22 protein-coding genes are annotated in these 22,782 nt (G+C 55.6%); 7 read left to right on the forward strand and 15 right to left on the reverse strand.

The window, feature by feature from the left end:
- Window positions 1–22: 22 nt before the first annotated feature.
- The 5 genes from A9753_RS07680 to coaD form a co-directional block, all read right to left on the reverse strand.
- Window positions 23–640 (reverse strand): response regulator, encoded by a 618-nt coding sequence (locus tag A9753_RS07680; protein ID WP_218056758.1) that lies wholly within the window; start codon window positions 638–640, stop codon window positions 23–25.
- Between the two features lie 283 nt (window positions 641–923).
- The gene (gene rnc / locus A9753_RS07685; RefSeq protein ID WP_067782794.1) at window positions 924–1,745 is read right to left on the reverse strand and encodes a ribonuclease III; all 822 of its coding nucleotides are present in this window, start codon (window positions 1,743–1,745) and stop codon (window positions 924–926) included.
- Complete coding sequence (locus A9753_RS07690; RefSeq protein WP_342668227.1) at window positions 1,745–2,359, reverse strand: YceD family protein; 615 nt, start codon at window positions 2,357–2,359, stop codon at window positions 1,745–1,747. Before A9753_RS07690 ends, rnc begins: the two co-directional genes overlap by 1 nt.
- A gap of 33 nt (window positions 2,360–2,392) precedes the next feature.
- Entirely contained in the window at window positions 2,393–2,962 is a 570-nt protein-coding gene (locus A9753_RS07695) for an ATP synthase subunit B family protein (protein ID WP_067782801.1), read from the reverse strand.
- A gap of 44 nt (window positions 2,963–3,006) precedes the next feature.
- A complete protein-coding gene (coaD, locus tag A9753_RS07700; RefSeq protein WP_067783350.1) occupies window positions 3,007–3,498 on the reverse strand; it encodes a pantetheine-phosphate adenylyltransferase in 492 nt (163 codons plus the stop codon).
- A 110-nt stretch (window positions 3,499–3,608) separates the two neighbouring features.
- Between coaD and rsmD the strand changes: the two genes are divergently transcribed.
- Window positions 3,609–4,175, forward strand: coding sequence for a 16S rRNA (guanine(966)-N(2))-methyltransferase RsmD (gene rsmD / locus A9753_RS07705; RefSeq protein ID WP_067782804.1), 567 nt, complete (start codon window positions 3,609–3,611; stop codon window positions 4,173–4,175).
- 188 nt (window positions 4,176–4,363) lie between these two features.
- Here the strand turns inward: rsmD and A9753_RS07710 are convergent, their stop codons facing one another.
- Both A9753_RS07710 and A9753_RS07715 read right to left on the reverse strand, forming a co-directional pair.
- Window positions 4,364–6,907 (reverse strand): ATP-dependent DNA helicase RecG, encoded by a 2,544-nt coding sequence (locus A9753_RS07710; RefSeq protein ID WP_083090409.1) that lies wholly within the window; start codon window positions 6,905–6,907, stop codon window positions 4,364–4,366.
- Between the two features lie 11 nt (window positions 6,908–6,918).
- Window positions 6,919–8,685 (reverse strand): DAK2 domain-containing protein, encoded by a 1,767-nt coding sequence (locus A9753_RS07715; RefSeq protein WP_083090410.1) that lies wholly within the window; start codon window positions 8,683–8,685, stop codon window positions 6,919–6,921.
- Between the two features lie 237 nt (window positions 8,686–8,922).
- On the opposite strand from A9753_RS07715, the gene rpmB reads away from it, so the two are divergent.
- Window positions 8,923–9,114 (forward strand): 50S ribosomal protein L28, encoded by a 192-nt coding sequence (gene rpmB, locus A9753_RS07720; protein WP_004565195.1) that lies wholly within the window; start codon window positions 8,923–8,925, stop codon window positions 9,112–9,114.
- A 60-nt stretch (window positions 9,115–9,174) separates the two neighbouring features.
- Complete coding sequence (locus A9753_RS07725) at window positions 9,175–9,825, forward strand: septum formation family protein (protein ID WP_067782808.1); 651 nt, start codon at window positions 9,175–9,177, stop codon at window positions 9,823–9,825.
- 68 nt (window positions 9,826–9,893) lie between these two features.
- Here A9753_RS07725 and thiL read toward each other — a convergent pair whose 3' ends face one another.
- Both thiL and A9753_RS07735 read right to left on the reverse strand, forming a co-directional pair.
- Window positions 9,894–11,222, reverse strand: coding sequence for a thiamine-phosphate kinase (gene thiL / locus A9753_RS07730; RefSeq protein ID WP_067782811.1), 1,329 nt, complete (start codon window positions 11,220–11,222; stop codon window positions 9,894–9,896).
- Window positions 11,223–11,236: 14 nt separating this feature from the next.
- On the reverse strand, window positions 11,237–12,415 hold the full coding sequence (locus tag A9753_RS07735; protein WP_067783358.1) for a D-alanine--D-alanine ligase family protein: 1,179 nt from the start codon (window positions 12,413–12,415) through the stop codon (window positions 11,237–11,239).
- A 124-nt stretch (window positions 12,416–12,539) separates the two neighbouring features.
- Here A9753_RS07735 and A9753_RS09835 point away from each other — a divergent pair, with 124 nt between their 5' ends.
- Window positions 12,540–13,214, forward strand: coding sequence for an AMIN-like domain-containing (lipo)protein (locus tag A9753_RS09835; RefSeq protein ID WP_176702767.1), 675 nt, complete (start codon window positions 12,540–12,542; stop codon window positions 13,212–13,214).
- A 136-nt stretch (window positions 13,215–13,350) separates the two neighbouring features.
- Here A9753_RS09835 and A9753_RS07745 read toward each other — a convergent pair whose 3' ends face one another.
- The 3 genes from A9753_RS07745 to murA form a co-directional block, all read right to left on the reverse strand.
- A complete protein-coding gene (locus tag A9753_RS07745) occupies window positions 13,351–14,520 on the reverse strand; it encodes an NAD(P)H-dependent glycerol-3-phosphate dehydrogenase (protein WP_245637411.1) in 1,170 nt (389 codons plus the stop codon).
- 103 nt (window positions 14,521–14,623) lie between these two features.
- A complete protein-coding gene (locus A9753_RS07750) occupies window positions 14,624–15,349 on the reverse strand; it encodes a lysophospholipid acyltransferase family protein (protein WP_067783365.1) in 726 nt (241 codons plus the stop codon).
- 80 nt (window positions 15,350–15,429) lie between these two features.
- On the reverse strand, window positions 15,430–16,752 hold the full coding sequence (gene murA, locus A9753_RS07755; protein WP_067782816.1) for a UDP-N-acetylglucosamine 1-carboxyvinyltransferase: 1,323 nt from the start codon (window positions 16,750–16,752) through the stop codon (window positions 15,430–15,432).
- A gap of 142 nt (window positions 16,753–16,894) precedes the next feature.
- Here murA and A9753_RS07760 point away from each other — a divergent pair, with 142 nt between their 5' ends.
- Together A9753_RS07760 and A9753_RS07765 are read left to right on the forward strand one after the other, a co-directional pair.
- Complete coding sequence (locus A9753_RS07760; RefSeq protein WP_067783368.1) at window positions 16,895–17,632, forward strand: IclR family transcriptional regulator; 738 nt, start codon at window positions 16,895–16,897, stop codon at window positions 17,630–17,632.
- A gap of 5 nt (window positions 17,633–17,637) precedes the next feature.
- Window positions 17,638–18,783, forward strand: a complete 1,146-nt coding sequence (locus A9753_RS07765) for a glycosyltransferase family 4 protein (protein WP_067782819.1) — start codon at window positions 17,638–17,640, stop codon at window positions 18,781–18,783.
- 39 nt (window positions 18,784–18,822) lie between these two features.
- Here the strand turns inward: A9753_RS07765 and nrdR are convergent, their stop codons facing one another.
- Window positions 18,823–19,275: a transcriptional regulator NrdR gene (gene nrdR / locus A9753_RS07770; RefSeq protein ID WP_067782822.1), complete on the reverse strand. Its 453-nt coding sequence runs from the start codon at window positions 19,273–19,275 to the stop codon at window positions 18,823–18,825.
- Window positions 19,276–19,519: 244 nt separating this feature from the next.
- Window positions 19,520–20,356 carry a LysM peptidoglycan-binding domain-containing protein gene (locus A9753_RS10070; protein WP_245637412.1) on the reverse strand — a complete coding sequence of 279 codons (837 nt, stop codon included), beginning with the start codon at window positions 20,354–20,356 and terminating at the stop codon, window positions 19,520–19,522.
- Between the two features lie 203 nt (window positions 20,357–20,559).
- On the opposite strand from A9753_RS10070, the gene lexA reads away from it, so the two are divergent.
- Window positions 20,560–21,330: a transcriptional repressor LexA gene (gene lexA / locus A9753_RS07780; protein ID WP_083090411.1), complete on the forward strand. Its 771-nt coding sequence runs from the start codon at window positions 20,560–20,562 to the stop codon at window positions 21,328–21,330.
- Between the two features lie 162 nt (window positions 21,331–21,492).
- On the opposite strand, the gene A9753_RS07785 is transcribed toward lexA, so the two are convergent.
- The gene (locus A9753_RS07785; protein ID WP_067782825.1) at window positions 21,493–22,500 is read right to left on the reverse strand and encodes an L-lactate dehydrogenase; all 1,008 of its coding nucleotides are present in this window, start codon (window positions 22,498–22,500) and stop codon (window positions 21,493–21,495) included.
- Between the last annotated feature and the right edge of the window lie 282 nt (window positions 22,501–22,782).

The following is a 22,782-nucleotide window of genomic DNA, read 5'->3' on the forward strand; positions in this document are numbered from 1 at the left end:
TGATATCAGCACAAACTCAAACTTAGTTTTTGCGCCAACCGGATGCTCGCTGGCCTGCCACCCATGCAGCTACCTGGGTGCGGCGCTGAAGACCCATCTTGGCCAAGAGGGAGGTGATGTGATTCTTGACAGTCTTCTCGGCCACGCCAAGTTTTTCACCGATCTCACGGTTAGAAAGACCATCACCAATCAGTTCGAGAACCTTGCGCTCAGCGTTCGTCAGGTCAGCAGTGGGGTCATCATGATCGGCACGACGGCGACGCACCGTACGCTCATCAAGCAGGACACGTCCCGAAGCCACGGCACGAACCACATCGCTAATCTCAGCACCGTTCACCGTCTTAAGCAGATAAGCACGAGCACCAGCATCCAGGGCCAAGGCGAGAGCATCATCATCATCAAAACTGGTCAGCACGATGGGATAGGCGTTGGGAAGAAGTTCACGAATCTCCCGCATCAGTTCAATACCCGTGCCGTCAGGTAACTGCAGATCAACAAGAAGGACATCAGGGTGCACCAATTCTGCACGACGCATCGCCTCAGATTTACTGCCCGCTTCGGCAACAACATACAGGCCTTCAGCGCGGTCGATAATCTCAGCAATTCCTCGACGAACGATCTCATGATCGTCAATAATCATCACGCGGACGGGGTTCACGGGTACAGGGTTCACCATACTGGCTACATTATCAGCGACAGGCATTTTTCGCCATGATGACAACGTTTCCACGCCACTCCCGCCCAGGTACACAACCACCACTACCCCGTGCGCACTGTTCGCGCACCCACGGTATCCACGTTCGCACACCCACGATACCCGCAGGCCTTCTCCAGTATGTGAGACAGTCTCAGCACAATCTCATCCCCGACTTCAACACACTTATCCGCATAAGGAAAAGCAAGGAAATCAGGGAAGCCGCCCCCTAATTCACGCTGTGACCATCACGACGGCCACCAGCGTGGGCACTCGACGGTGCAGCCTTGAGTGCATCAGTAGCTCCGGGAAGGTTCAAGCCACCGTCACCGTGACGTTCGTGGAGCACCCCGAATGCTTGTTGCGCTGAATCATGCTCAGCGATCTTCTTCGACGATCCAGTACCCTTACCGATCACCTCACCATCAACGATGGCTGATGCGGTGAAAACTTTGCGGTGGTCGGGGCCGGAGAAGACCACCTCGTAGGTAGGAGCGCCGAGCCCATGAACCGCGCAAAGTTCTTGGAGACTGGTCTTCCAATCAAGGTCTGCCCCGCGCATTTGTGCTCGCTCAAGAAAGCCAGAGACTAATCGCAATACCACTTCCCGAGATTTTTCAATGCCGTGAGTCAAGTACATCGCACCGATAAGAGCCTCAAGTGTGTCAGACAAGATTGAGTCCTTATCCTGACCACCCGAGAGAGACTCCCCCACACCCAGTTTGATGAACTCTCCCAAGCCTAAAGTCCGCGCTACACTCGCAAGTGCAGGCTCAGAAACAGTAGCTGCACGCATACGTGCTAATTGGCCTTCAGGCAACTGAGGATGATTGCGGTAAAGATAATCAGTCACCACCACACCAAGAACTGAATCGCCAAGAAATTCGAGACGTTCGTTCGTGGGAACGTTGCCGTTCTCATGAGCCCAGGAGCGATGAGTTAGTGCCAATTCAAGCAGTTCCGGCTCAATAGGAACGCCCCAGCGGTAAACCAGAACGTTCGTGTCCGTACGAAAGACGGGGACATGTTTTTTTCCACGACGACGAGGCATCACTTGCCCCCGTCTTGCCCGCTTCCAGCCTGCCCATCTGCGTCAGCCTGAGCCTGGTTGAGGAGCGTGCCGAGGCTTGCCCAACGAGGGTCAATAACCTCATGGACATGGTCGTCGGGAAGATCAGCAAAACGTTCACCGCATTCAGAGCACAAGCCCTCGCAGTTGTCATCGCATAAGGGTTTGAAGGGAAGGCGAAGAACGAGTGCGTCGCGAATAGCAGGTTCCAAATCGAGGCTATTTTCACCCACCTCGAACAGGTCACGTGCTTCATCATCCCCATCTTCTGCGTGCTTAATAGCGGCAGTGGGGAAAACGTAGAGTTCGTTGAAAGAGACGGTCTGCGTCTGGTCTACGTCACCAAGGCAACGCACGCATTCGCCGTGCACATCAATGGTTGCACTTCCCGATGCGAGTACACCGTCTTCCACGCTGGTCAACGTTCCGTGAGCTTCGATTGGCGAGCCGGGGCGCGCACCGATGACTGCTGTTCCCATGTCATTAGGGGCAGGAGCAGTTACGTCAAATTCCTTCATGGAGCCCACCTGGCGGGGAAGGTCCACGATGCTGACATGGAAGTTATTCGTCGTCATAGTCTCTTCGTTACGAGTCACGGATTGAACACTGGCCGGTGGCCAGAGTGAACATTACAGGTGCGCGCTGGAACGGGAAGGATCCACGGACCAGCCAGCGCGACGTCGTGAAGAAGCGGCTGGGGCTTCTTCGTCAATCGGTCCATTATCCACACTACCCAGGCGCTGCGCCAGAGCAGCACGTCCGGCAGCAACTTGGTCGGCGATGCGATCCACTTCTTCCTGAAGGCGCGCCAGGGAGTTATCAGAGTAGGAATCGGCGCCATGACGGAGACGATCAGCCTTTTCTTCAGCGGCTCGAATGATCTCATCAGCCTTCTGTGTTGCTCCACGCACAACGTTTTCTGAGGCAATAAGGCGTTCTGCTTCTTCCTGAGCACGCAGGATAAGGCGGTCGGCTTCTTCACGACCTTGGGAGAGTACGTCATCTGCATCAGCCACGATGCCTTCTGCCTGGCGTACAGCCTGAGGTACGGAACGGCGGGCAGCGTCAATAAGGTCAAGTGCTTCATCACGGTTGACGATTACTGAGGCGCTCATCGGCATGGTGCGGGCGTTGGCGATGAGTTCGTCGAGTTCATCGAGGATTCGCAGCAGATCGTCGCCAGCGTCGTAAAGTGCCATGGTGTGCTCCTGGGTGATGGGTAAAGGGACGGATAAATGACGGCTTAGGAGTTCTCACGTACTAAGAACTGGCTAATGAGCGCTAAAGCCGGTTGGGGAACGTAAGCATTCACCTCACCGCCCCAACTAAGAATCTCTCGGACAGCCGATGATGACACGTGGGTCAGTGAAGGACGCGAAGGCAGGAACATGGTGTCTATGCCTGCCAGTTCTCGGTTTAGAGCCGCCATCGTGGATTCCGATTCGGCATCAATGCCGCCTCGAATTCCTTTGATAAGAACATTCGCTCCACGGTGCACTGACCATGGAGCAATGAGTCCATCGACGACCTCAATGCGGACGTTATTAAGGTCTGCGGTACACGCACGAAGCATCTGTTCGCGCTGTTCGAGAGTAAACAGATGCCGGCCTGCTTTGTCGGGATTGTGAGCGATGACGACGATGAGTTCATCAACCACACTGCTGGCACGTTCAATCACATCCATGTGCCCCATGGTGATGGGGTCAAAGGATCCAGGGTAAACGGCCATGCTCATAAGGGTCACGCTACCGCGAGCGCAGGCAGGGTTTGTGGACACGCGCCGGATAAGTGGCAGGACAGATGCAAAGGTCTAGGTAGTGTAAGCGTGAGGGTTAAAGTGGTGTCATGACTCGAATCGTTGCTGGTAGTGCCGGAGGCTTGCGGCTTACTGTGCCTTCCCAAGGTACTCGTCCTACGTCAGAGCGTGTGCGTGAGGCTTTGTTCTCTCGTCTCGAGCATGATGAGGTTCTTGCTGGCGCTCGGGTTCTGGACCTTTTTGCTGGCTCAGGCGCCTTGGGCCTTGAGGCTGCTAGCCGTGGCGCTGGTGAAGTGACCTTGGTGGATTTGTCTCGTCAAGCCGTAGGCGTGATGGAAAGGAACATCGCCACGGTTTCGAAGGCATTACCTAAGGTTCGTATGCGCGCAGTGTGCGGGAATGTGGCAGTCTTCGTTTCTCAGGGGGCTACCCCAATGGACCTGGTTTTTCTTGACCCGCCCTATGACGTGACTAGCGATGAACTGGATTTAATTATTGCCACCGTGGCTGCTCAATGGTTGGCGCCCAATGGCACGATTATTGTGGAACGTTCGAGTCGTTCTGCTCCCCCTGTGTGGCCGAAGATCCTTAAGGAGTTGAAGTCCAAAAAGTACGGAGAGACTGCCTTGTATCTCGCTTATCTCCCCGTGGACTAAATTCGTTGCTCACGATTCCTCCTTCTAGGGATCCACGTCCTAATTCACGAGTTCGTCGCCACTAAGACATGCTTCCTTGACCTATATCCATCATCTCGACGCAAGGGAACACATCGGTCGGTCAGATACTCGCCTGTGTTCTATCGATGTTTATGACATCGACAGCGTTTCCATTAGCGCAATCGTTATCAAGACTTATCAAGGAAAGCCTTATTGTCCTCATCAAGGCGAATGGCGATACGCATGGCCAGTTCTTTACGCTCACGTAGCGTCGGATCATCGTTAACGATACGTGTGGCGAGTTCTCGAGCTTGCTCGATGACCTTAGAGTGACGAGTGACATTGAGAAGGCGAAGATGTTTTTTCCCACCTGACTGCGCACGCCCCAGCACGTCACCTTCGCGGCGCAAGGCCAAATCCTGTTCAGATAGGTCGAAGCCGTTAGGGTTTTGCTGAAACACCGTAAGACGCTCGTAGGTAGGAGTCTCTGGCATTGCGCTAGTGACAGCCATACATAGACCGCGTTTATCCCCACGGCCCACACGGCCCCGTAACTGGTGTAATTGGGATAGGCCGAATCGTTCGGCTCCCATGATGATCATCATTGTGGCGTCAGGAACGTCAATGCCTACTTCGATAACGGTGGTGGCCACCATGATGGGCGCTTGACCGCTGGCAAAGCGTTCCATTGCAGCGGCTTTATCCTCACTAGGCATGGGGCCGGTCATCACAACGTGGTCGTAGCGTTTCAAGGGGATAATGGACGGCAGTAATGTGCAAACGTCCTTAACGCTCATAGGCATCGGCGGACCAGGAGGTTGCTGCGGCGTGTGCTCGCCAAATCCGGGAAGTACAGACAGCAGGTCACGTTCGAATGCTAGGTCGTCACTCAGTACCGGGATGTCGTCATTCGACGCCGCTTTGTTCCCTCCGTTTCCTTCCTGACCTGTATCTGTTGCCGGGTAAATGGCTGGGCACACAATAAAGACTCTGCCTCCGTCAGCAATTTCCTGTGCAGCCCTCTCCCACATGCGGGTCACCCAGCGTTCATTGCCCCACGGGACGAGGAATGTATCGAAACCAGCACGCGAAGCTGGGCAGGAAGAAATAACGGAAATATCCAGGTCTCCCACGACGGTCATTGCGACAGTTCGTGGGATCGGTGTTGCGGTCATGGTGAGCATGTGAGGAATGCGTGGGAGGGGCAGGCGAGTATTCCCCCCGTTAAGACGCCCCTGCACACCGCTGCGGGTATCACAATTTGATACCGCGCTAGGAGTATCAGATACGGTGGCCTCGCTATCCGCGAGCGCACCACATGTGTCCTTAGCAAAGTACGCGGCCCCCTCGATGGATTCAGTGGCGCGTTGCCGTAGTGCATCGCGTTGAGCCACACCGAAACGATGCTGCTCATCAACCACGACAAGTGCCAGACCAGGAATCTGGACCGTGTCGCTAAACAGTGCGTGTGTCCCCACCACGATGCACGGATACCCAGATGCCAATCCGGCCAATACTTCACGCTTAGCTTTCGCGGGCATGGATGCGGCTAAAACATGAACGGGAAGTTCATGAGTCAAAGTTCCTAATTGGGTGCGAATCGTCTGAGCGTGTTGAAAGGCAAGAACTTCTGTGGGAGCAACGAAAGCCGCCTGTCCATCACAATCCACGGCACGCAACATTGCTCGCAGAGCCACGAGAGTTTTGCCGCTCCCCACGTCACCTTGGACCAGTCGGGACATGGGGATGGGTTGGGCCATATCGGCGTCGATCTCCTGACCCACGGTAATTTGGTCATGGGTGAGTTCAAAAGGCAAGGAGGCATCGAAGCGCTCGCGGAAGTTAGTGGTACGAGTTTGTTCTGTGCACAGCCAGGCAATGTGTTCGGTACGGCGATCGTGCCGACGTTGAGCCAAAATCACCTGAACGGTGAGAGCCTCATCGAAACGTAGACGTTCCAAAGCAGCCTGGTAATGCGAGTCCACCACGGGTCGGTGGAGCCACTGGTAGGCCTGATAGAGAGTGATAAGCCCGTACTGTTCAAGTTCTTCTCCGTTCAATGGCTCAGGGATGTCACTCTCATCAAGTTGGTCGAGCACTGTGGCAATGGCTTTACTAATACGCCAGGTGGGTAACGTGGCGCTGGCACGGTAGACGGGAATAGGCCGTGCAATGAAGGCGTCGCGCTCCTCATCGCTCATTTCTGCCAATACGTGATATTTGGGGTTCTTGAGTTGGCGTTTGCCACGGAACTCATCAACGGTTCCACTCATAATGACGGTACTGCCCGGTGTGAGAGTGTTGCCAAGGCCTTTCATATAACCGCGAGTACCAAAGAACACCGTTTCCATCAATGAGTGTCCGTCACTGATAGTCACCACGGCACGGGCTTGGACACGTCCAGAAAAAACTTGGTGAACAGTAATGTCCTCAATCGTGGCATGAATGGTCGCTGTTTCTCCCAGGCTGAGTCGATCAAGTTGTGTGAGTTCACCCCAGGTATCCCAGCGTCGCGGGATGTTGTTAAGGAGGTCGCTGACTGTGCCCATCCCCAGAGCCTCCAGGGCCTGCGCGGTTTTGGGCCCTAGGACTTTCTCGAGGGGTTTTTCAATGAAGGGTACAGCCCCAGGCATGGCTGTTAGTCCCCGCTTTACTGGAGGCTTACCTAAACGCCGAGATGAAGAAGGCTTGGCTGGTGCTGGGGTGTGCGGTGCGGTCTTATGATCTGCCACGACACGGTTCCTTATTCCAGGGAACAGAGCACATCTGGAGTGGGCTGAGCACTCTTAAGGATGGTGACTTCAATATCGAGATCACCGCAGGCGATAGCATCATCGATATACCAAGGTAGGTCACTGGGGGCGTGAGCGCCAAGCATGACGGTAAGGAGTTCATCGTCGCGTCCCACGGCGTCAATAATGCGCGCGGCAACGTCAGCGGGTTCCTGATCGCGTGCATCCAGCGTGTAGGTGCGGATACCTGCGACGGCATGACGAACAGCTAAGGTAGCCGCCTGGACAATGGCTGCGGGTTCAGATGAATGGCGGTAACGCTGATTAATAAGCACATCACTAGCCACAGCAACCGATCCCGCCATAACCATCGCTTCATCGGTGGTGTCCGCGACGATCACGTCATTGGGCCAGGTCAGTGAGGGTTCAGTATCTGCACCGGAACTAGCTGCTCGTGAACGTGCCATAAGCGAGCGGGATGCTGCGTGAGCATCCACGGCGCTCTTATCATCACAGGCCAGCACAATAACGGCAGGGGCTCCGGCGTCAATGACGGCGCGAACGATGCCGTCTCGATCGGGGCAGTAAGACACCACTGCCCCGGTGCGAGCAAGTTGTTCGATAAGTCCAGGTGCGCGGGTGCAGGCCACCACGGCGCAGGGGCGTTGCTGACGAGTCTCAGCAGCATTGTCTGTCTCTTCGTTGTGCTGCTGTGAGCGGTTGCGGGCGAAACGTGCTGCCTCTAAGCGGAGCACTTGCGCTCCCCCAGCGCTTGAGGACTGACCGGGGAGAGGAGGTTCTGCGGTGGCGGCGCGAATGGAACTGGGGTGGAGATGGTGAATACACACGCCTCGTGCTTTGCCTTGAACCGGCAGAGCAGAGCGAGGACTATCAGTGTGGACATGAACCTGATACAGGCCAATTCCTAACACGTCCGCGGTTCCCACTACGCCAACGCTGTGCCCCACGCGATCTAGTCGTTCGCGTAGTGCAGCAGCCTGAGCAGTTGTTCCTTCAAAGAGGTACATCACCTCAAACTCGCCTTTGCCATGGGACAAGTCATGGCCTGGCACACCTTGGGCGTGAACGGAACCAGTAGCAGTTAAATCGTTAAGCATGGACAAAGCCACTTCTGCATATTGACTCTCAGGTCCACTAATCACATCCGCCAAGGCGGTGAGCATCAGCATAAAGGCGGCAGCACCCGCATCCACTGGCCCGTGACCGTGCCCGGAAGTCTCCACCACGCCTTCTTGACAGGCAAAGACGGCGGCGGTGATAACAGCTTCAAGTGTGGCTGGTGTCTGTGCGCTGGAAGCAGCCATCGTCTCCTCGGCGGCACACGCAGCATCATCTGCCACCGTCAGCAAAGTGGCCTCCACCGGGTGAGAGATGGCCTCCCTGCTGGAACGAGCCATAGCGCGTAGCGCACGAGTCAATTCCACCGGCCGTATTTTTTCTGACGACGCCGAACAGCCTACCTGGTCTGCAAAAGCCGCCAACGCTTGGCTGATCAGAAGACCAGAATTACCGCGTGCTGCGGTGACCGCAGCAGTAGAGGCCAATTGAGCGACACTGAGCAAGTCGGCGTCAAGCAAAGATTCAATGGCTCTATCGGCAGCTGACAAGGTCAGCAGAACATTAGTGCCCGTGTCGGAATCAGGGATAGGAAAGACGTTCAGTGCGTTGACTACTGTCCGGCTGCGTTGGGCAATAAGGTGGGCTTGGTGAAGCCACTGCCTCATGGCGGGGGCGTCGATGACGGACAGTGCAGGCACGGCGTCTCCTTGCGTGGGAGGGGAAGTGCTGCCATGATAAGCAGCGTTCTCATAGGTTTTACCCTACTCTGAGCCCCTAAGTGTGTGACACTCCACGTACGAAGAGTTTTGTAGTGGCGCTCAATGATGGGTATCCTGTTCGAGTTGCCTGGGCTTATGAGTCTAGGCGGTAAGACCTTAGCGTCACCTACTAACACGGTGGGTGCCGCATCATCCCAGAAGATCAGGAGTGTGACCGTGGCTGCTGTTTGCGACGTTTGCGGCAAGGGCCCCATCTTCGGCAAGAGCGTCTCGCACTCCCACGTGCGGACCAACCGCCGATGGAACCCCAACATCCAGCGCGTGCGTGCCCTCGTGGGAGGCGCCCCTAAGCGTCTGAACGTGTGCACGTCTTGCCTCAAGGCTGGCAAGGTAACCCGCAACATCTGAGCGTTTAACGTTACAGACATTCATCCAAGCCGTCTTTCACCATAGTGAAAGGCGGCTTGTGTGTTGCTATGGGGAGACCTCCCCATTATTCTCACTGGATTTTCCCAGGATTTTCATGGCATCGTTAATGACATGAAGAAAACACACGCTCTCATTGTTGCATCCGCCCTCATCGCTTCCATGGGTTTGGCCGCCTGTGAAGCAGATGACTCCAGCACTGCTCAAGCTCCTGATGCTGTAGCAACTCAGTCCGCCGATGAGGCAACCACTGACGATGCAGCAACCCAGGCTCCAAAGGAGAAAGACACCTCCAATTCAGGAGACATGAACCTCCGCACCGTGGCCATCGACGAAACGGTTCCTGGTGACTGCCTCCTTTCCTACGAGAGTGCCAAAATCGACTACGGCAATGTTGATCTAGTCGACTGCTCTTACCCCCACGATGCAGAAATCATCACTACCAGCCACGGAAATCTCCGAGACTCTAACGGGAAGAACATCACCACAGCTACTCCTGATATGGACCTTCCCAGTCTCGCTGCAGATTACAACTGTGACGAGTTGATGACTCCGCTTATCAAGGACAAGTACCTTTCTGAGGTATCTGTCGCTGCAGTTGCCCCCACCGTGGAAACCTGGAACAACGGTACCCAGTTCTGGACCTGCATCGCAGTGACTGACACTCTCGTTGAAGAATCCGTCCAGAAGTAAGGCCCCCATCTGACTTCTCACCGCCAATACTCACGGCCACGGCTCAGCGATAACCTCTCGGGGCCCGGTTAGTGACTTGAGGTGAAATGATCCCACCCCATCTCGTGGGCCGGGTGTTCTCCTATAAGAACACCCGGCCCACGAGTGTTTTCTTTCTCGGAAAGACTGCCAGTGATATCAAAAGACTCAACACGGCCAATAATGCGAACTCCCCTAGAACGTAGACTGCTTTTTTCCCAGTTCTCAGGGGATAACGTAGCAACCAGCCCATGATCCTCTCCACCAGAAAGAACCCATGAACGAGCCAAAGCGTAGGCAGCTTCTAACTGAGTTCGATTGATTGAACGTCGGCTCACCTCATCGGGATTCGTAAAAGGCTCTGGGGCAACTGGCAAGCCTGAGTGAGCGGAAACAGGTAACGATGTGTCCGAATAATTTTTCGGTTTCGAAGCAACCGGTACGTGTCCATGTGTGACGAGGAAAAATGCGATAGGCAGAACAGCGGCAATATCAGTTGTCAGTCCCGATCGAAGTGAACAATCAGCATCTAATGGTCCCGATTCTGCCGACGCATCTGAATTGGGACTCGCTTCTATCTCTCCCCCTGTATCTGGTCTGCCTAAAGGCTCCAATGATTCTGACTCGTCCAGGACCATGACTACGTTGCTTGCTTTAGCCATTCGGCTGAGGTCGCGAACGAGAGAATCAGATACATCCATCATCGCATTCGCTCCTGCCTGAGCCATTACTGGCCCCATGGCAAGCGGAGGCTCAGGCGCACGGAAGATCCGTAACGCCTCGGCAGCTTCCTCTTCACATCCTTGGCACTGCGAAGCCTCACTAATCCCCGCATTCATTAAGGCTAGACCTGCAGCGCTGCGGCCAAGAGTTCCCGCATGGATGATGAGATCACCCATCTGGGCACCTGTGCGCACGACCGGACGAACACCATCAGGGCACTGCCCCATGACAGTCACTGAAATCATCAGTGTGGGACCAGCACTGAGGTCTCCCCCAACGACTCCGGCTCCGCAATCATCGCAGGCACGGGCAAACCCTCGAGCTAGTCCTCGAACCCACTCAACAGTAGTCTGCGGTGGCATGACGAGCCCTACAACAAGTGATTCTGGAACGGCGCCCATCGCCGCGACGTCGGCAAGATTCTGCGCGGCGGCGCGCGCACCAATCTCCTCAGCAGTGGAAAAAGAGGTCACAAAGTGATGGTTTTCAACCAAGACATCCGTGCTGACACACATTTGCTGACTGGGCACAGCAAGAACTGCACAGTCATCCCCCACATCAACTACTGCCGACTGACAACGAGGAAGGTGCGGGGTGAAGGCAGTAAGAAGTTCATCCTCGCTGACGTCACTGACCCGCACCTGATCCTTAGTCATGATTGGTTGTGTCCTCAGCGGTTCACCGACAAAGGCCGTTCGAGAGCCAAATCAATTAACTCGCTAACTAGGCTGGAGTAATCCAGACCGCCTACCTGCCACATGTAGGGATACATGGAGAAGGGGGTGAAGCCAGGCATCGTATTGATTTCGTTAACAATCACGGCTCCCTGGTTAGTCAGGAAGAAATCCACGCGGGCAAGACCTTCACCATCGATCGCTGCGAAAGCGCGGGCCGCAGTGCGCATGAGTAAGTCACGCTCAGAATTTTCCATAGGCGCCGGACACACCATGGATACCGCATCATGAGCAACATACTTGGTCTCATAATCGTAGAACTCACCGGCACCTTGGGAGGCATCCATAACGATTTCTCCAGGAGGAGCCACACGAGTCTGTCCCGGCTCATGACCGGCGAGAACCGCCACCTCAATTTCGCGACCCACAATACCTGATTCCACAAGTACCTTAGGGTCAACCGTGCGAGCAATCTCGATAGCCTTTTCCAGGTCTTCACGACGGTCAACCTTAGTAATCCCCAAAGATGAACCTGCGCGTGAAGGCTTCACGAATACAGGGTAATCCAATGCCTGGCAAGCATCGAGAACAGCGGCTCGGTCGGTAAGCCATCGTTCGTCATTCACGGCCACATAAGGTGCTGTAGGAATACCTGCAGCGGTCAGCATGATTTTAGTGACCTGTTTATCCATTGCAGCAGCAGATGCCAAGACACCGCATCCCACGTATCGCACACCAAGAAGATCGAGCATGCCCTGAATGGTTCCGTCTTCACCACCGGGACCATGGAGAAGGGGGAAGACCACATCAACCTGACCATAATCCTGAGTATGTCCATCAGGGAAGGTCACAGTGAGCAAGCCACCACTCATGGACAATGCCACACGCGCCAGACCATGTTCTTCCTCAGAAATGGTTACGCCGCTACCGTCAGGGCGTAGTGCGTAATTCTCGGGCTGGTCAGACACCAACAGCCACTGTCCATCCGGAGCAATAGCCACGGGAATCACGTCATAACGTTCACGATCGATTGCACCCAGCACACCTGCGGCGGTGGCACAGGAAATCTCATGCTCGCCGCTCTGACCACCAAAGACCACAGCCACGCGGGGCTTACGGCCAGAGCGCTGAGGTGAGTCATCAGCGAATTCTGGACGGTCGGCGTCGTCAGGCATCAGTGGTGTGGATGCGCTGCCGGGCTGGGTAGCGGGATGGAAACTATTCATGTCTCAACGCTACCGCCACTTGACCCACTACACTGGAATGCACACCGCAGAGGCCATGAGAAAGGTCAATCACATGTCCCATCACAGCCCCCGCCGTACACTTGCCGCTTTGACGTGCACGCTTTGCCTTGCGGCCATTGGTTTAACCGCGTGCTCGTCCCCCTCTGAGTCAGCCCCTGCGCCGTCGAGTGAAGCACCGAGTGCCGCTCCAGCGCCCACACTAGAGGTGACCACCTCCCCCACTCCGGTCGCTCCCATTTCCCCGAGTGCACCTGCCGATAACTCTGACGACGCCGAACCCGCCATTGCTTGGAAACACACCGACACGCAACACAAGGCCGGCGAATCTGCTCACTTCGATCAACCCACATCAGTGATGAATATCCGCACTGCCACTCACGATGGCTACGACCGTATCGTGGTGGACATCAGTAATACGCCTCAACTGGGGTGGTTTGCTTCGCTATCCACTGAAGCTTTCACCGCAGGCAAAGGCGAGGCTGTTGACGTGCCAGGCTCACGCGTTCTCACTGTATCGTTCTCCCCCGTGAGCTGGCTGAAATCGGCGCCTGGAGCCATTACTGACACAGCCACTGGCGATGCCGTAGGTCCTGCAATCCAGGGCTATGTGTACACGCCGCCATTTGAGGCGCAAGCTGACTTGTTCATCGGCATTGAGGGCAACGAATACCGCGTGTTCCAGTTGGATAATCCAACGCGCCTCGTTGTTGACGTCAAGCACCCCTGATTCTGCTCTGGTTTCTTTAAGGCATCATCTGATTACCTAGAGATGGCACGCCTAGTACCCCGGCGGAACATTCACTGTGCAGCCTGAGCCATTTGTACCGAAGGGGTCTTGGAAAGACGTTCTTCAGCAGAATTTCCTAGAGAACAGGGGCATGCACGCCTTCTGCCTTGCGCGGACGTGAAAGGAGACGATCAATGACGTCTTGCACGTCAGCACCGTGTTCAACCACAGCCACCACCGCGGCAGTAATCGGCATATCCACGCCATAGTGGGTAGCAATCTCAGCGATGGCTGCGCAGGACTTGGCGCCTTCTGCCACACCTTGAGACACGCGTGCTGCCTGCTCCACACTCAGGCCCTGGCCTACGCGACGGCCAAAAGAATGGTTACGGCTGAGCGGAGATGAGCAGGTGGCAACAAGGTCCCCCATGCCAGCCAGGCCAGCGAAGGTTTCCATGTCTGCACCAAGAACGGAGCCTAGACGAGTCATTTCCACCAAACCTCGAGTAATGAGTGCGGCCTTGGAATTATCACCGAAGTCGCAGCCATCAGCAATACCCACTGCCAAGGCGATGACGTTCTTAATCGCCCCGCACAGTTCCACGCCGAGCACGTCATTGTTGGTGTAAGGGCGGAAGTACCCAGTGGCGCACAGGCCAGCAACGCGTTCTGCTACTTCTTGGTTCTCGCAAGCCACTACCGTGGCCGTGGGCTGCTGGGCAGCAATTTCACGGGCGAGGTTGGGGCCGGAGACTACTGCAACGGTCGAGGGATCAACACCGCAGACGTCTGCAAGCAGAGTGCTCATGCGCATGCCTGTTCCCTTTTCGATGCCCTTCATCAAGGAGACGATGATGGCGCCATCCTCAATGAAGGGAACCATTGGCGTGAGGATTTCACGGGCTTGCTGAGACGGCACAGCGACTACCACCACGCTGGCTCCGCGAAGGACCTGCTCATAATCAGTACTTGCGGTGATGGAGGAAGGCAGTGCACGGCCAGGAACGTAGCGTTCGTTAGTTCCGGAGTTAATTTCGGCAGCCAGCGCTTGGCGCCGTGTCCACAAGGCTACCTGGCAGCCAGCATCGGCTAGGACACAAGCGAAGGTGGTTCCCCATGCGCCTGAGCCAATCACGGCAACATGAGTGGCTTCTCCCCCAGCGCGAGATGCATCGGCAGTTGTCGATTGGGTGGCACGGTGGCGCGAGGTAGACGCTGCCCCTTCCTGCACGTCCTGAGCGCAGCCACACGCAGAGGAATCCGAGGTGTGTTCGTCGGGCACGGACATGCCTGCCTGGTCCTTCATCTCGTCTGTCCTCTCCGTGGTCTCGTCATCGGTGACGCGACAAAAGCATCGCTGCTTTCGTCAAATTATGGGGATTGTCAGGGCACTTCAGTAGTCAGCGGACTCAGCGTAAGTCGGAGTGTGACTCGTCGGCTGAGTCGGTGGATTCCGGTGTGGGATCGGGTTTACGCACGCCGATCTTTCCCTTACCAGGGTTACCGTCATAGGCGAAATCGTAGGGGCGCGGGGCTTGTTCTCCGCGCAATTCTTCAACGAGTTCGGTGATGGCCTTCATGATGAAAGCGGTGGCAGCACGAACGGCGTCACGATCGTTGTGATCGGTGCCGAAGGAACTCATATCGAGTGGTTCACCAATGAGTACCTCGACCTTTTTCCTGCCGAAAGGATGAATATGACGGGAGTAAGTGTCAAGAATATGGTGGGCTCCCCATTGGCCCATCGGGAGCACAGGAGCGCCGGTAGCCATGGCAAGACGTGCCGCACCGGTCTTACCGGTCATAGGCCACTTGAGTGGATCACGTGTCAGGGTTCCTTCAGGGAACACCATGACGCATTCACCGTTGCGGATGTATTCCTCGGCGGCTTCCAGTGCGTGCCCAGCGCTGGTAGTGGCTCGCTGAACGGGAATCTGTCCACCGGCAGTGAGGATGGCCCCCAAGACGGGAACATCGAACAAGGTCGACTTGGCGAGGGAATGCGTGGGTATGCCAGCATCGACTAGCGCACGCATGGCGGTGAGCGAGTCAAGTTCAGAAATATGGTTAGCCACGGCAATGAACCCGCCTGAAGAGGGAATGTTTTCTACTCCACGCACGCTTTGCCGGCTCATGGCCTTTAGTGCGGGGATGATTACTCCCCGAGCAGCAAAACGGTAAAACGGGGTGAAGGATCGTCCGGGCACTGAGGTATTCACTTGATGCGCTCCACTCGTGCGTCGAGAGCCTCAAGTTTTTCCATGAAGCGTTCGTATCCGCGGTCGATGAGGTTAATGCCCGAAACGTGGCTAGTACCTTCAGCTGACAGTGCAGCGATGAGGTGGGAAAAACCGCCACGAAGGTCAGGCACTTCGATATCTGCGCCATGCAGTGGCGTGGGTCCGGAGATGACTGCAGAGTGGTAAAAGTTTTGAGCTCCAAAGCGGCACTTCGCACCTCCCAGACACTCGCGGTAGACCTGGATATTGGCGCCCATTTTGTTGAGGGCCTCAGTGAAGCCGAAGCGGTTTTCGTACACCGTTTCGTGAACGATGGACAGGCCTTGGGCCTGGGTCAGTGCCACCACGAGAGGCTGCTGCCAGTCAGTCATGAAGCCGGGGTGGACATTGGTTTCCAAGGCCTGGGAACGTAGTTGGCCACCGGGGTGGTAGAAACGAATGCCATCATCGTGCACATCGAATGCGCCACCAACCTTACGGTAGATGTTGAGGAAGGTGGACATGGCGGTTTGACGTGCTCCACGGACGAAAATATCGCCGTGTGTGGCCAGTGCAGCACTCGCCCAGGAGGCGGCTTCGATACGGTCAGGCAGAGCAACGTGGGTGAAACCGGTGAGGTGGTCCACGCCTTCAATGGTGATGGTGCGGTCAGTGTCCACACTGATGATGGCGCCCATCTTCTGCAGCACGTCAATGAGGTCGATGATTTCAGGTTCGACTGCTGCGCCGTGAAGGACGGTAATGCCCTCGGCTCGCACTGCCGCAAGAAGAGTCTGTTCAGTAGCACCGACGGAGGGATAGGGCAGTTCAATCTTGGTGCCACGTAGGCGACGAGGGGCAGACAAAGTGAGTCCACCATCAGAGCGGTCAATTGTCGCACCAAAATTCTGAAGGATTTGAAGGTGGAAATCCACGGGACGGTCACCAATGTGGCAACCACCAAGGTCGGGAATGAAGGCTTTGCCGAGTCGATGAAGGAGCGGACCACACAGGAGGATCGGAATACGGGAGGATCCCGCATGACGACCGATATCAGCAATCTGGGCACTCTCCACGTCTGTGGGGTCAAGATAGAGCACGCCTGCGTTCTGGTCGATATCCACGGTTACACCGTGAATGCGCAGCAATGCACTGACTACTTCCACGTCACGGATCATGGGGGCGTTGCGAATGGTGGATTGGCTTTCTCCTAAGAGTGCAGCCACCATGGCTTTCGGGACGAGGTTCTTTGCTCCTCGAACGGTAATTTCACCGTGTAGTGGGCGTGAACCTTCAACCTTCAGCACACCATCGACCATGACGAACCTCCTATTTCTCGCCGGTGTGGTTGACCATAACCGGCTCGTCCAAGAATATCGGCTCTAGGCCAATTACTTCATTTATTTTGCGTGTGCCTGCTTACACTTGAAATCTCAATAAGTGGAATGGCAGTATCAGAGTATGGACACTATGTCGGACGACGGTGGTAGCGGCGTCGGAGTCATCGATAAGGCCGCTACTGTTCTCACCGCTTTAGAGGCCGGGCCCGCTACTTTAGCCCAGTTGGTTAGCGCCACAGGTTTGGCTCGCCCTACTGCTCATCGTATTTCTGTCGCACTTGAGTATCACCGCCTAGTTACGCGTGACGCCCATGGCCGTTTTGTTCTTGGTCCTCGTATCACTGAGTTAGCCGCATCTGCTGGCGAAGATCATCTTCTTGCTGCCGCGGGTCCAGTGCTAGTTGCGCTACGCGATAAAACTCACGAATCTGCCCAACTGTACCGACGCCAAGGTGATATGCGCATTTGCGTAGCAAATGCCGAGCGCCCCGTAGGTTTACGCGACTCAATTCCCGTGGGTGCCACTTTATCCATGCTTGCGGGTTCTGCGGCCCAGATCCTCCTTGCGTGGGAGGAACCTGAACGCCTGCATCGAGGTCTTCAAAATGCTCATTTCACTGCCACGATGCTTTCCGCTGTTCGACGCCGCGGGTGGGCTCAGTCCGTCGCTGAACGCGAACCAGGAGTCGCCTCGGTCAGTGCTCCGGTCCGTAACGCTCACGGTCACGTAATTGCTGCTATCTCGATTTCCGGCCCGATTGACCGCATGGGACGTCAGCCCGGACGTGTTCATGGCGCTACGCTTATTGCTGCAGGAAAACGATTGAGCGATATCGTGGCTTCTGCTCATGAAGGATAGGGGCTATGCGCCAAACGCTACTGATTACAAATGATTTTCCACCTGTTGTTGGTGGCATCCAGTCGTATCTTGACGATTACACACGGCGCCTTGATTCAGAAGCACTCACTGTTCTGTGTTCTACTCCCCCAGGCCCTGACGGTGTTGAGGCGGGCCAAGAGTGGGATGCTCAGGCACCATTTGATGTGCACCGCATGAAAACATCAATGCTTCTTCCTACTCCTGATGTTGCTGCACAGATGCGTCGCATTATTGAGGAAAAACATATAGAGACCGTGTGGTTCGGTGCCGCCGCCCCAATGGGTCTGCTTGGTGGCGCAGCAAAGAAGGCGGGAGCCACGAAAGTTATTGCCACTACCCATGGTCACGAAATTGGGTGGGGCATGGTTCCTGGCGGTCACGCCGCAGTGAAGAAAATTTTCGCTGATGCGGACGTTATTACGTATATCTCTCAGTACACTTTGTCAAAGTTGAGCAAACACATCGGTAACAAGCCGGTGGTTCATTTACCTAGCGGCATTGATATTGATCGATTCCACCCCCAGGGGCGTAAGCGTCTGCAGTTACGTAAAAAGTACGGGATCGGAGAAGCTCCTACGGCTGTCTGCGTATCTCGCTTGGTTCCTCGAAAAGGTCAGGATGCGCTCATCGAAGCGTGGCCCCGTGTGGTGGAGCAGATTTCTGATGCTCGTCTGGTCATTGTGGGCTGGGGTGCATACGCCAAGCACTTGGCGATGTTGAAGCGCAAGAGCCCAGTTCGTGACCACATCATTTTGACTGGTCCTGTTGATTACGATCAGTTGCCTGCCCACGTAGCTATGGCTGATGTCTTCGCCATGCCGTGCCGCACTCGTTGGGGTGGCTTGGACCTTGAAGGTCTGGGCATTGTGTTCCTTGAGGCCAGTGCCTGTGAGATTCCAGTAATTGCTGGTGATTCTGGTGGCGCACCTGAAACTGTCATCGAAGGCGAGACTGGCCTTGTGGTCAATGGCCGCGATGAGGATCAATTAGTTGACGCGCTAGTGACACTGCTTGGAGATCCGCAGAAGGCGGCACGCATGGGCATTGCTGGTCGCAAACTCATGGAGGAGCAGTGGACCTGGCCTCACTTAGTTGAGCGCCTGGTCGACGCTATCGATAGCCGCCCGTAGTTGACGGCGAATCGAATACTTGCGAACTTTTCGCGAATCTCAGCCAGTGTGTGATTTGCGCAGGTCTTCGATTGCTGCCGCGAAATCGTCGAGCGAATCGAAGGATGAATACACCGAGGCGAAGCGAAGGTAGGCGACTTCGTCCAGTTCACGAAGTGGGCCGAGAATAGCCAAGCCGATGTCATGAGAATCGATCTGTGCTTGACCAGTTGCGCGCACCGCTTCTTCAACCTTATGGGCCAAGAATGCGAGTTGATCATCGGTGACGGGGCGACCTTGGCATGCGCGGCGCACACCGACGATGACTTTGTCACGACTAAACGGTTCGATCACCCCGGAGCGTTTCTTCACCGAGAGACTCGAGGTCTCTGTGGTGGTGAAACGACGACCACACTGAGGGCATTCTCGTCTGCGCCGAATTGACATCCCATCTTCTGCGGTTCGAGAGTCGACCACACGCGAATCCGTGTTTCGGCAGAAGGGGCAATGCACCGCGGGCTCCTTGGACAGTGAGTGACTTAGGTGTCCACGGTAGGCAACGTGAGCACCTTCATGCAAACGCGTTCACTGTTCCTCAGGAAATTCGTCTCTACCGCCGCTCACAATTCCGCTGTGAGAAACGCACAGCGATCACCCCGTCGCTCCCGGTGATGTTGCACATCAGATTCCTCCCCTCCTCACAATTACGCGCATATCAAGCGGAAACCCTGAGATGGAGTAAAACAACGAACTAAGTTCAGTTGCCTTCTGCGAGCATTGCTTCGCCGGTCAAGGGAATGACCAACTGCTGACCCGCTTCAATGGTGGAGGACTGAAGATTGTTCAGTTCGGCAATGCGAGCGACAGTTTGAGCAATATTCTCGCTACCGGTTGCTTCGGCAATGTCCCAAAGGGTTTGGCCGGGGCGGACCACAGTTACAGCCGTTGCTTCCTGAGGAGTGACCTCGCTGGTCAGAGCAGCTCCTGCATAGCCCGCACCGAGGCAAGCCATGACAACAAACATTGCGGCAACAACGCCTCGAACAAGTTTGTCACTCACGTTAAGAGCAGAAGCAAGAGCAGCAATGATGCCCTTGCGAATCTGACCGTGCGGGGCAGATACTGTTGTCTGCTGGAACGAAACGTCCTGCGCAGTGTAGGCCATACGGACGGCTTCACGACGCGCGGTAACTTCACGCTGGGCGAGTACACGAGGACGAGCATGAACAGCAGGACGCTGAGTATGTGAACCCATCACCTGAGATGCAGGACGATTCTGTCCGGCACGAACTACTCGCTTGGGCTCAGGCTGCAGAGATTCTCGTTCAACTGCGAGGCGACGAGCCTGGGCGGCACGAACAGCAGGATGGTTAGGTGCCAGGTCAGCGACATTCATCGACAGAGAAAGACTGTCCATATCAACATGTTCTGGACACTTAACCTGAGAGGCAGCAATCTCATCAACGAGTTCAGGAGTTACCAAGCGAAGATGTGCACGACGTCCCTGAGCATCACGTACTGCCTTCTCATTTGCGGACGCAACACCCTGAAGACGCAGCGCTGTGGGCTGTGCGGAAATGGGTAGTGCGGTCATTATGCCCTCCTGATAGAACGTATGTTCGACGAACATCTGTTCGATAGCCTAACTCCTATTTTTCGAAACGTCTACTATTTTTCGAACAAATGTTTGAAAGTGTGTTCGTTTCCCTTTAGGCTTGTGACACAAGCACACAGCAGACCACTGACATTTATTCCGGTCATGGTTTGTACGTCGCACCCGAAGTCAAGGAGTTCCTCATGACTCAGGATTCATCCACCCGCGCATCGCACAGCGATCAGCCCACCATTGCTGAACGCCGCGAATCGCTTGATGCGCGTTCGCGTGCGATTTATGACGCCATCGTCGAACAAGTTAACGAGTTGGGCTACCCGCCTTCACTCCGTGAGATCGGTAGCCGAGTCGGCCTCTCTAGCCCTTCCTCGGTGAAGCATCAGTTGACCAAACTGGAAGACATGGGTCTACTCCGCCGTGACCCCCACCGTCCACGCACTATTGAAGTCGTGATGGACGAATCTATTCAGGAAGAGTCAAACGCAGCCTCCTCTGATGATGACAGCGAGTCAGGCCAAGCCCATGTGGTGGTCACCGGCCCTTGGGCGGATCGCTATGAAGTCGATGCTCCAGTAGCCGTTCCTCTTGTCGGTCGCGTCGCTGCCGGCGCTCCGATTCTTGCTGAGCAGGATGTTGACGATGTCATGGCACTCCCCCGCCGCCTGACTGGCGACGGCGAACTGTTCATGCTCGAAGTTAACGGCGACTCAATGATTGAAGCCGCAATTTGTGATGGTGACTGGGTGGTTGTTCGCCGTCAAAATGATGCCAACGTCGGAGATATCGTTGCCGCGATGCTGGACGATGTTGATGGCTCCAGCGCCACCATTAAGGTGCTTTCTCGCAAGGATGGCCACCAGTGGCTCCTCCCCCGCAATGAGAACTACGCGCCCATCCCCGCCGATCACGCCCAGATCATGGGCAAGGTCGTCTCCGTCCTCCGCGCTATCCGATAGTCACCGGTCGCGAATGTCCAAGTACCCCGCAATCAAGTCAGGCAGAACAGTACTTCAGAGTGTTCTCGATAAATTCAGCCTCATATAAACGTGTGGTGGTGATGACCCGCAGGTCATCACCACCACACGTTTTTTCAGACTAATAAAGCCTCACAGGCGAACTCAGTACCCCAAGCCTCGTGCGACGGAGCGCAGGCGCTCAGCGGAAGCGGTCAAGCGATCGCGCTCATCGAGGGTGAGAGGAAGGTCAAGACGGCGGCCTGCACCTTCACGACCCACGATGGTGGGGACGGCCATGCAGACATCAGAGATGCCATGCCACTGATCGAGCAGCGGGGAAACAGTAAGCACGCGTTCCTCATCGTTGAGCACAGCACCGATGATGCGGGAAACAGCCAGGCCCACAGCATAGTTAGTTGCGCCCTTGCCTTCGATGATGCGGTAAGCAGAACGGACCACATCGTGAGCGATACGGTCACGCTTAGCCTGATCGAAGAATCCGCCGTCAATGGTGGGCCCCCAATGCTGGAGGGGAACGCCACCGATCTGTGCACTGGACCAGAGGGGAACCTCAGAGTCACCGTGTTCACCGGCAATATAGCCGTGGATGTTCTGAACAGCCGTACCGGTTTCGAGGCTGACAAGGTAACGCAGGCGTGAGGTATCCAGCACCGTACCGGAACCGAACATCTGATTCTCCGGCAAACCAGAAATCTTCAAAGAACAATAGGTGACCACATCGACAGGGTTGGCCACGAGAATGTAAACAGCGTTAGGAGCAACCTTGAGCAGGTTGGGCAGAATCTTTTCCATAATGCCCACGGTGGCACCTGCCAAATCAAGACGAGATTGGCCAGGCTTCTGCTTAGCACCTGCAGTAATCACCACAACGTCCGCATCGCGGCAAATCTCTACATCATCACTACCAGCCACCGAGGCGGCAGGAGTGAACTGAATGCCATGGGCAATATCGAGTGCTTCAGCCTCAACCTTTTCCTTGGCAATGTCCTGCAAAACGACTTCACGGGCAACACCCTTCATCACACATGCGTAGGCGAGGGTGGAACCCACTGCGCCGGCGCCGATGATGGCAACTTTCGAGGGGTGACCGGAACGCGGCTTGGTGGGGTATGACCCCTCGGCTGCGTTGGTAATTGGGGCCTCAGACACGGTGGTCTCCTCTACGTCGGTAGTCCGCTTCAACGATGTGCATGACACATCCCCTCTAGTCTATCTGGAATGAGTGCTTGGAAGCAGTATGCAAATAATTTGCGAATGCACGTACTAGCACGATAGCCTGCCGCTATGACGTTGACATGTAGCCAAGCATGGTGGTGGCTCCGCTAAGGCGAGCCACTACGCAACCGTCATCTGCTTTTGCGGGCTCGCCTTCTAGGCGGGCCCACGTTTTTCTCATGAGGCCCGAATGGAGAGAGCCGAACTATGAGAGGA

It is taken from the genome of Actinomyces vulturis (assembly GCF_001687305.1).
Lineage (GTDB): Bacteria > Actinomycetota > Actinomycetes > Actinomycetales > Actinomycetaceae > Actinomyces > Actinomyces vulturis.

What these genes read in the sequence shown, in the direction of transcription:
- A9753_RS07680 (WP_218056758.1), bottom strand. Translation starts at nt 640, where the DNA reads ATGATTATTGACGATCATGAGATCGTTCGTCGAGGAATTGCTGAGATT.
- rnc (WP_067782794.1), bottom strand. Translation starts at nt 1,745, where the DNA reads ATGCCTCGTCGTCGTGGAAAAAAACATGTCCCCGTCTTTCGTACGGAC.
- A9753_RS07695 (WP_067782801.1), bottom strand. Translation starts at nt 2,962, where the DNA reads ATGGCACTTTACGACGCTGGCGACGATCTGCTGCGAATCCTCGATGAA.
- coaD (WP_067783350.1), bottom strand. Translation starts at nt 3,498, where the DNA reads ATGAGCATGGCCGTTTACCCTGGATCCTTTGACCCCATCACCATGGGG.
- rsmD (WP_067782804.1), top strand. Translation starts at nt 3,609, where the DNA reads ATGACTCGAATCGTTGCTGGTAGTGCCGGAGGCTTGCGGCTTACTGTG.
- thiL (WP_067782811.1), bottom strand. Translation starts at nt 11,222, where the DNA reads ATGACTAAGGATCAGGTGCGGGTCAGTGACGTCAGCGAGGATGAACTT.
- A9753_RS07735 (WP_067783358.1), bottom strand. Translation starts at nt 12,415, where the DNA reads ATGCCTGACGACGCCGACCGTCCAGAATTCGCTGATGACTCACCTCAG.
- A9753_RS09835 (WP_176702767.1), top strand. Translation starts at nt 12,540, where the DNA reads ATGTCCCATCACAGCCCCCGCCGTACACTTGCCGCTTTGACGTGCACG.
- A9753_RS07745 (WP_245637411.1), bottom strand. Translation starts at nt 14,520, where the DNA reads ATGAAGGACCAGGCAGGCATGTCCGTGCCCGACGAACACACCTCGGAT.
- A9753_RS07750 (WP_067783365.1), bottom strand. Translation starts at nt 15,349, where the DNA reads ATGAGCCGGCAAAGCGTGCGTGGAGTAGAAAACATTCCCTCTTCAGGC.
- murA (WP_067782816.1), bottom strand. Translation starts at nt 16,752, where the DNA reads ATGGTCGATGGTGTGCTGAAGGTTGAAGGTTCACGCCCACTACACGGT.
- A9753_RS07760 (WP_067783368.1), top strand. Translation starts at nt 16,895, where the DNA reads ATGGACACTATGTCGGACGACGGTGGTAGCGGCGTCGGAGTCATCGAT.
- A9753_RS07765 (WP_067782819.1), top strand. Translation starts at nt 17,638, where the DNA reads ATGCGCCAAACGCTACTGATTACAAATGATTTTCCACCTGTTGTTGGT.
- A9753_RS10070 (WP_245637412.1), bottom strand. Translation starts at nt 20,356, where the DNA reads ATGACCGCACTACCCATTTCCGCACAGCCCACAGCGCTGCGTCTTCAG.
- lexA (WP_083090411.1), top strand. Translation starts at nt 20,560, where the DNA reads ATGACTCAGGATTCATCCACCCGCGCATCGCACAGCGATCAGCCCACC.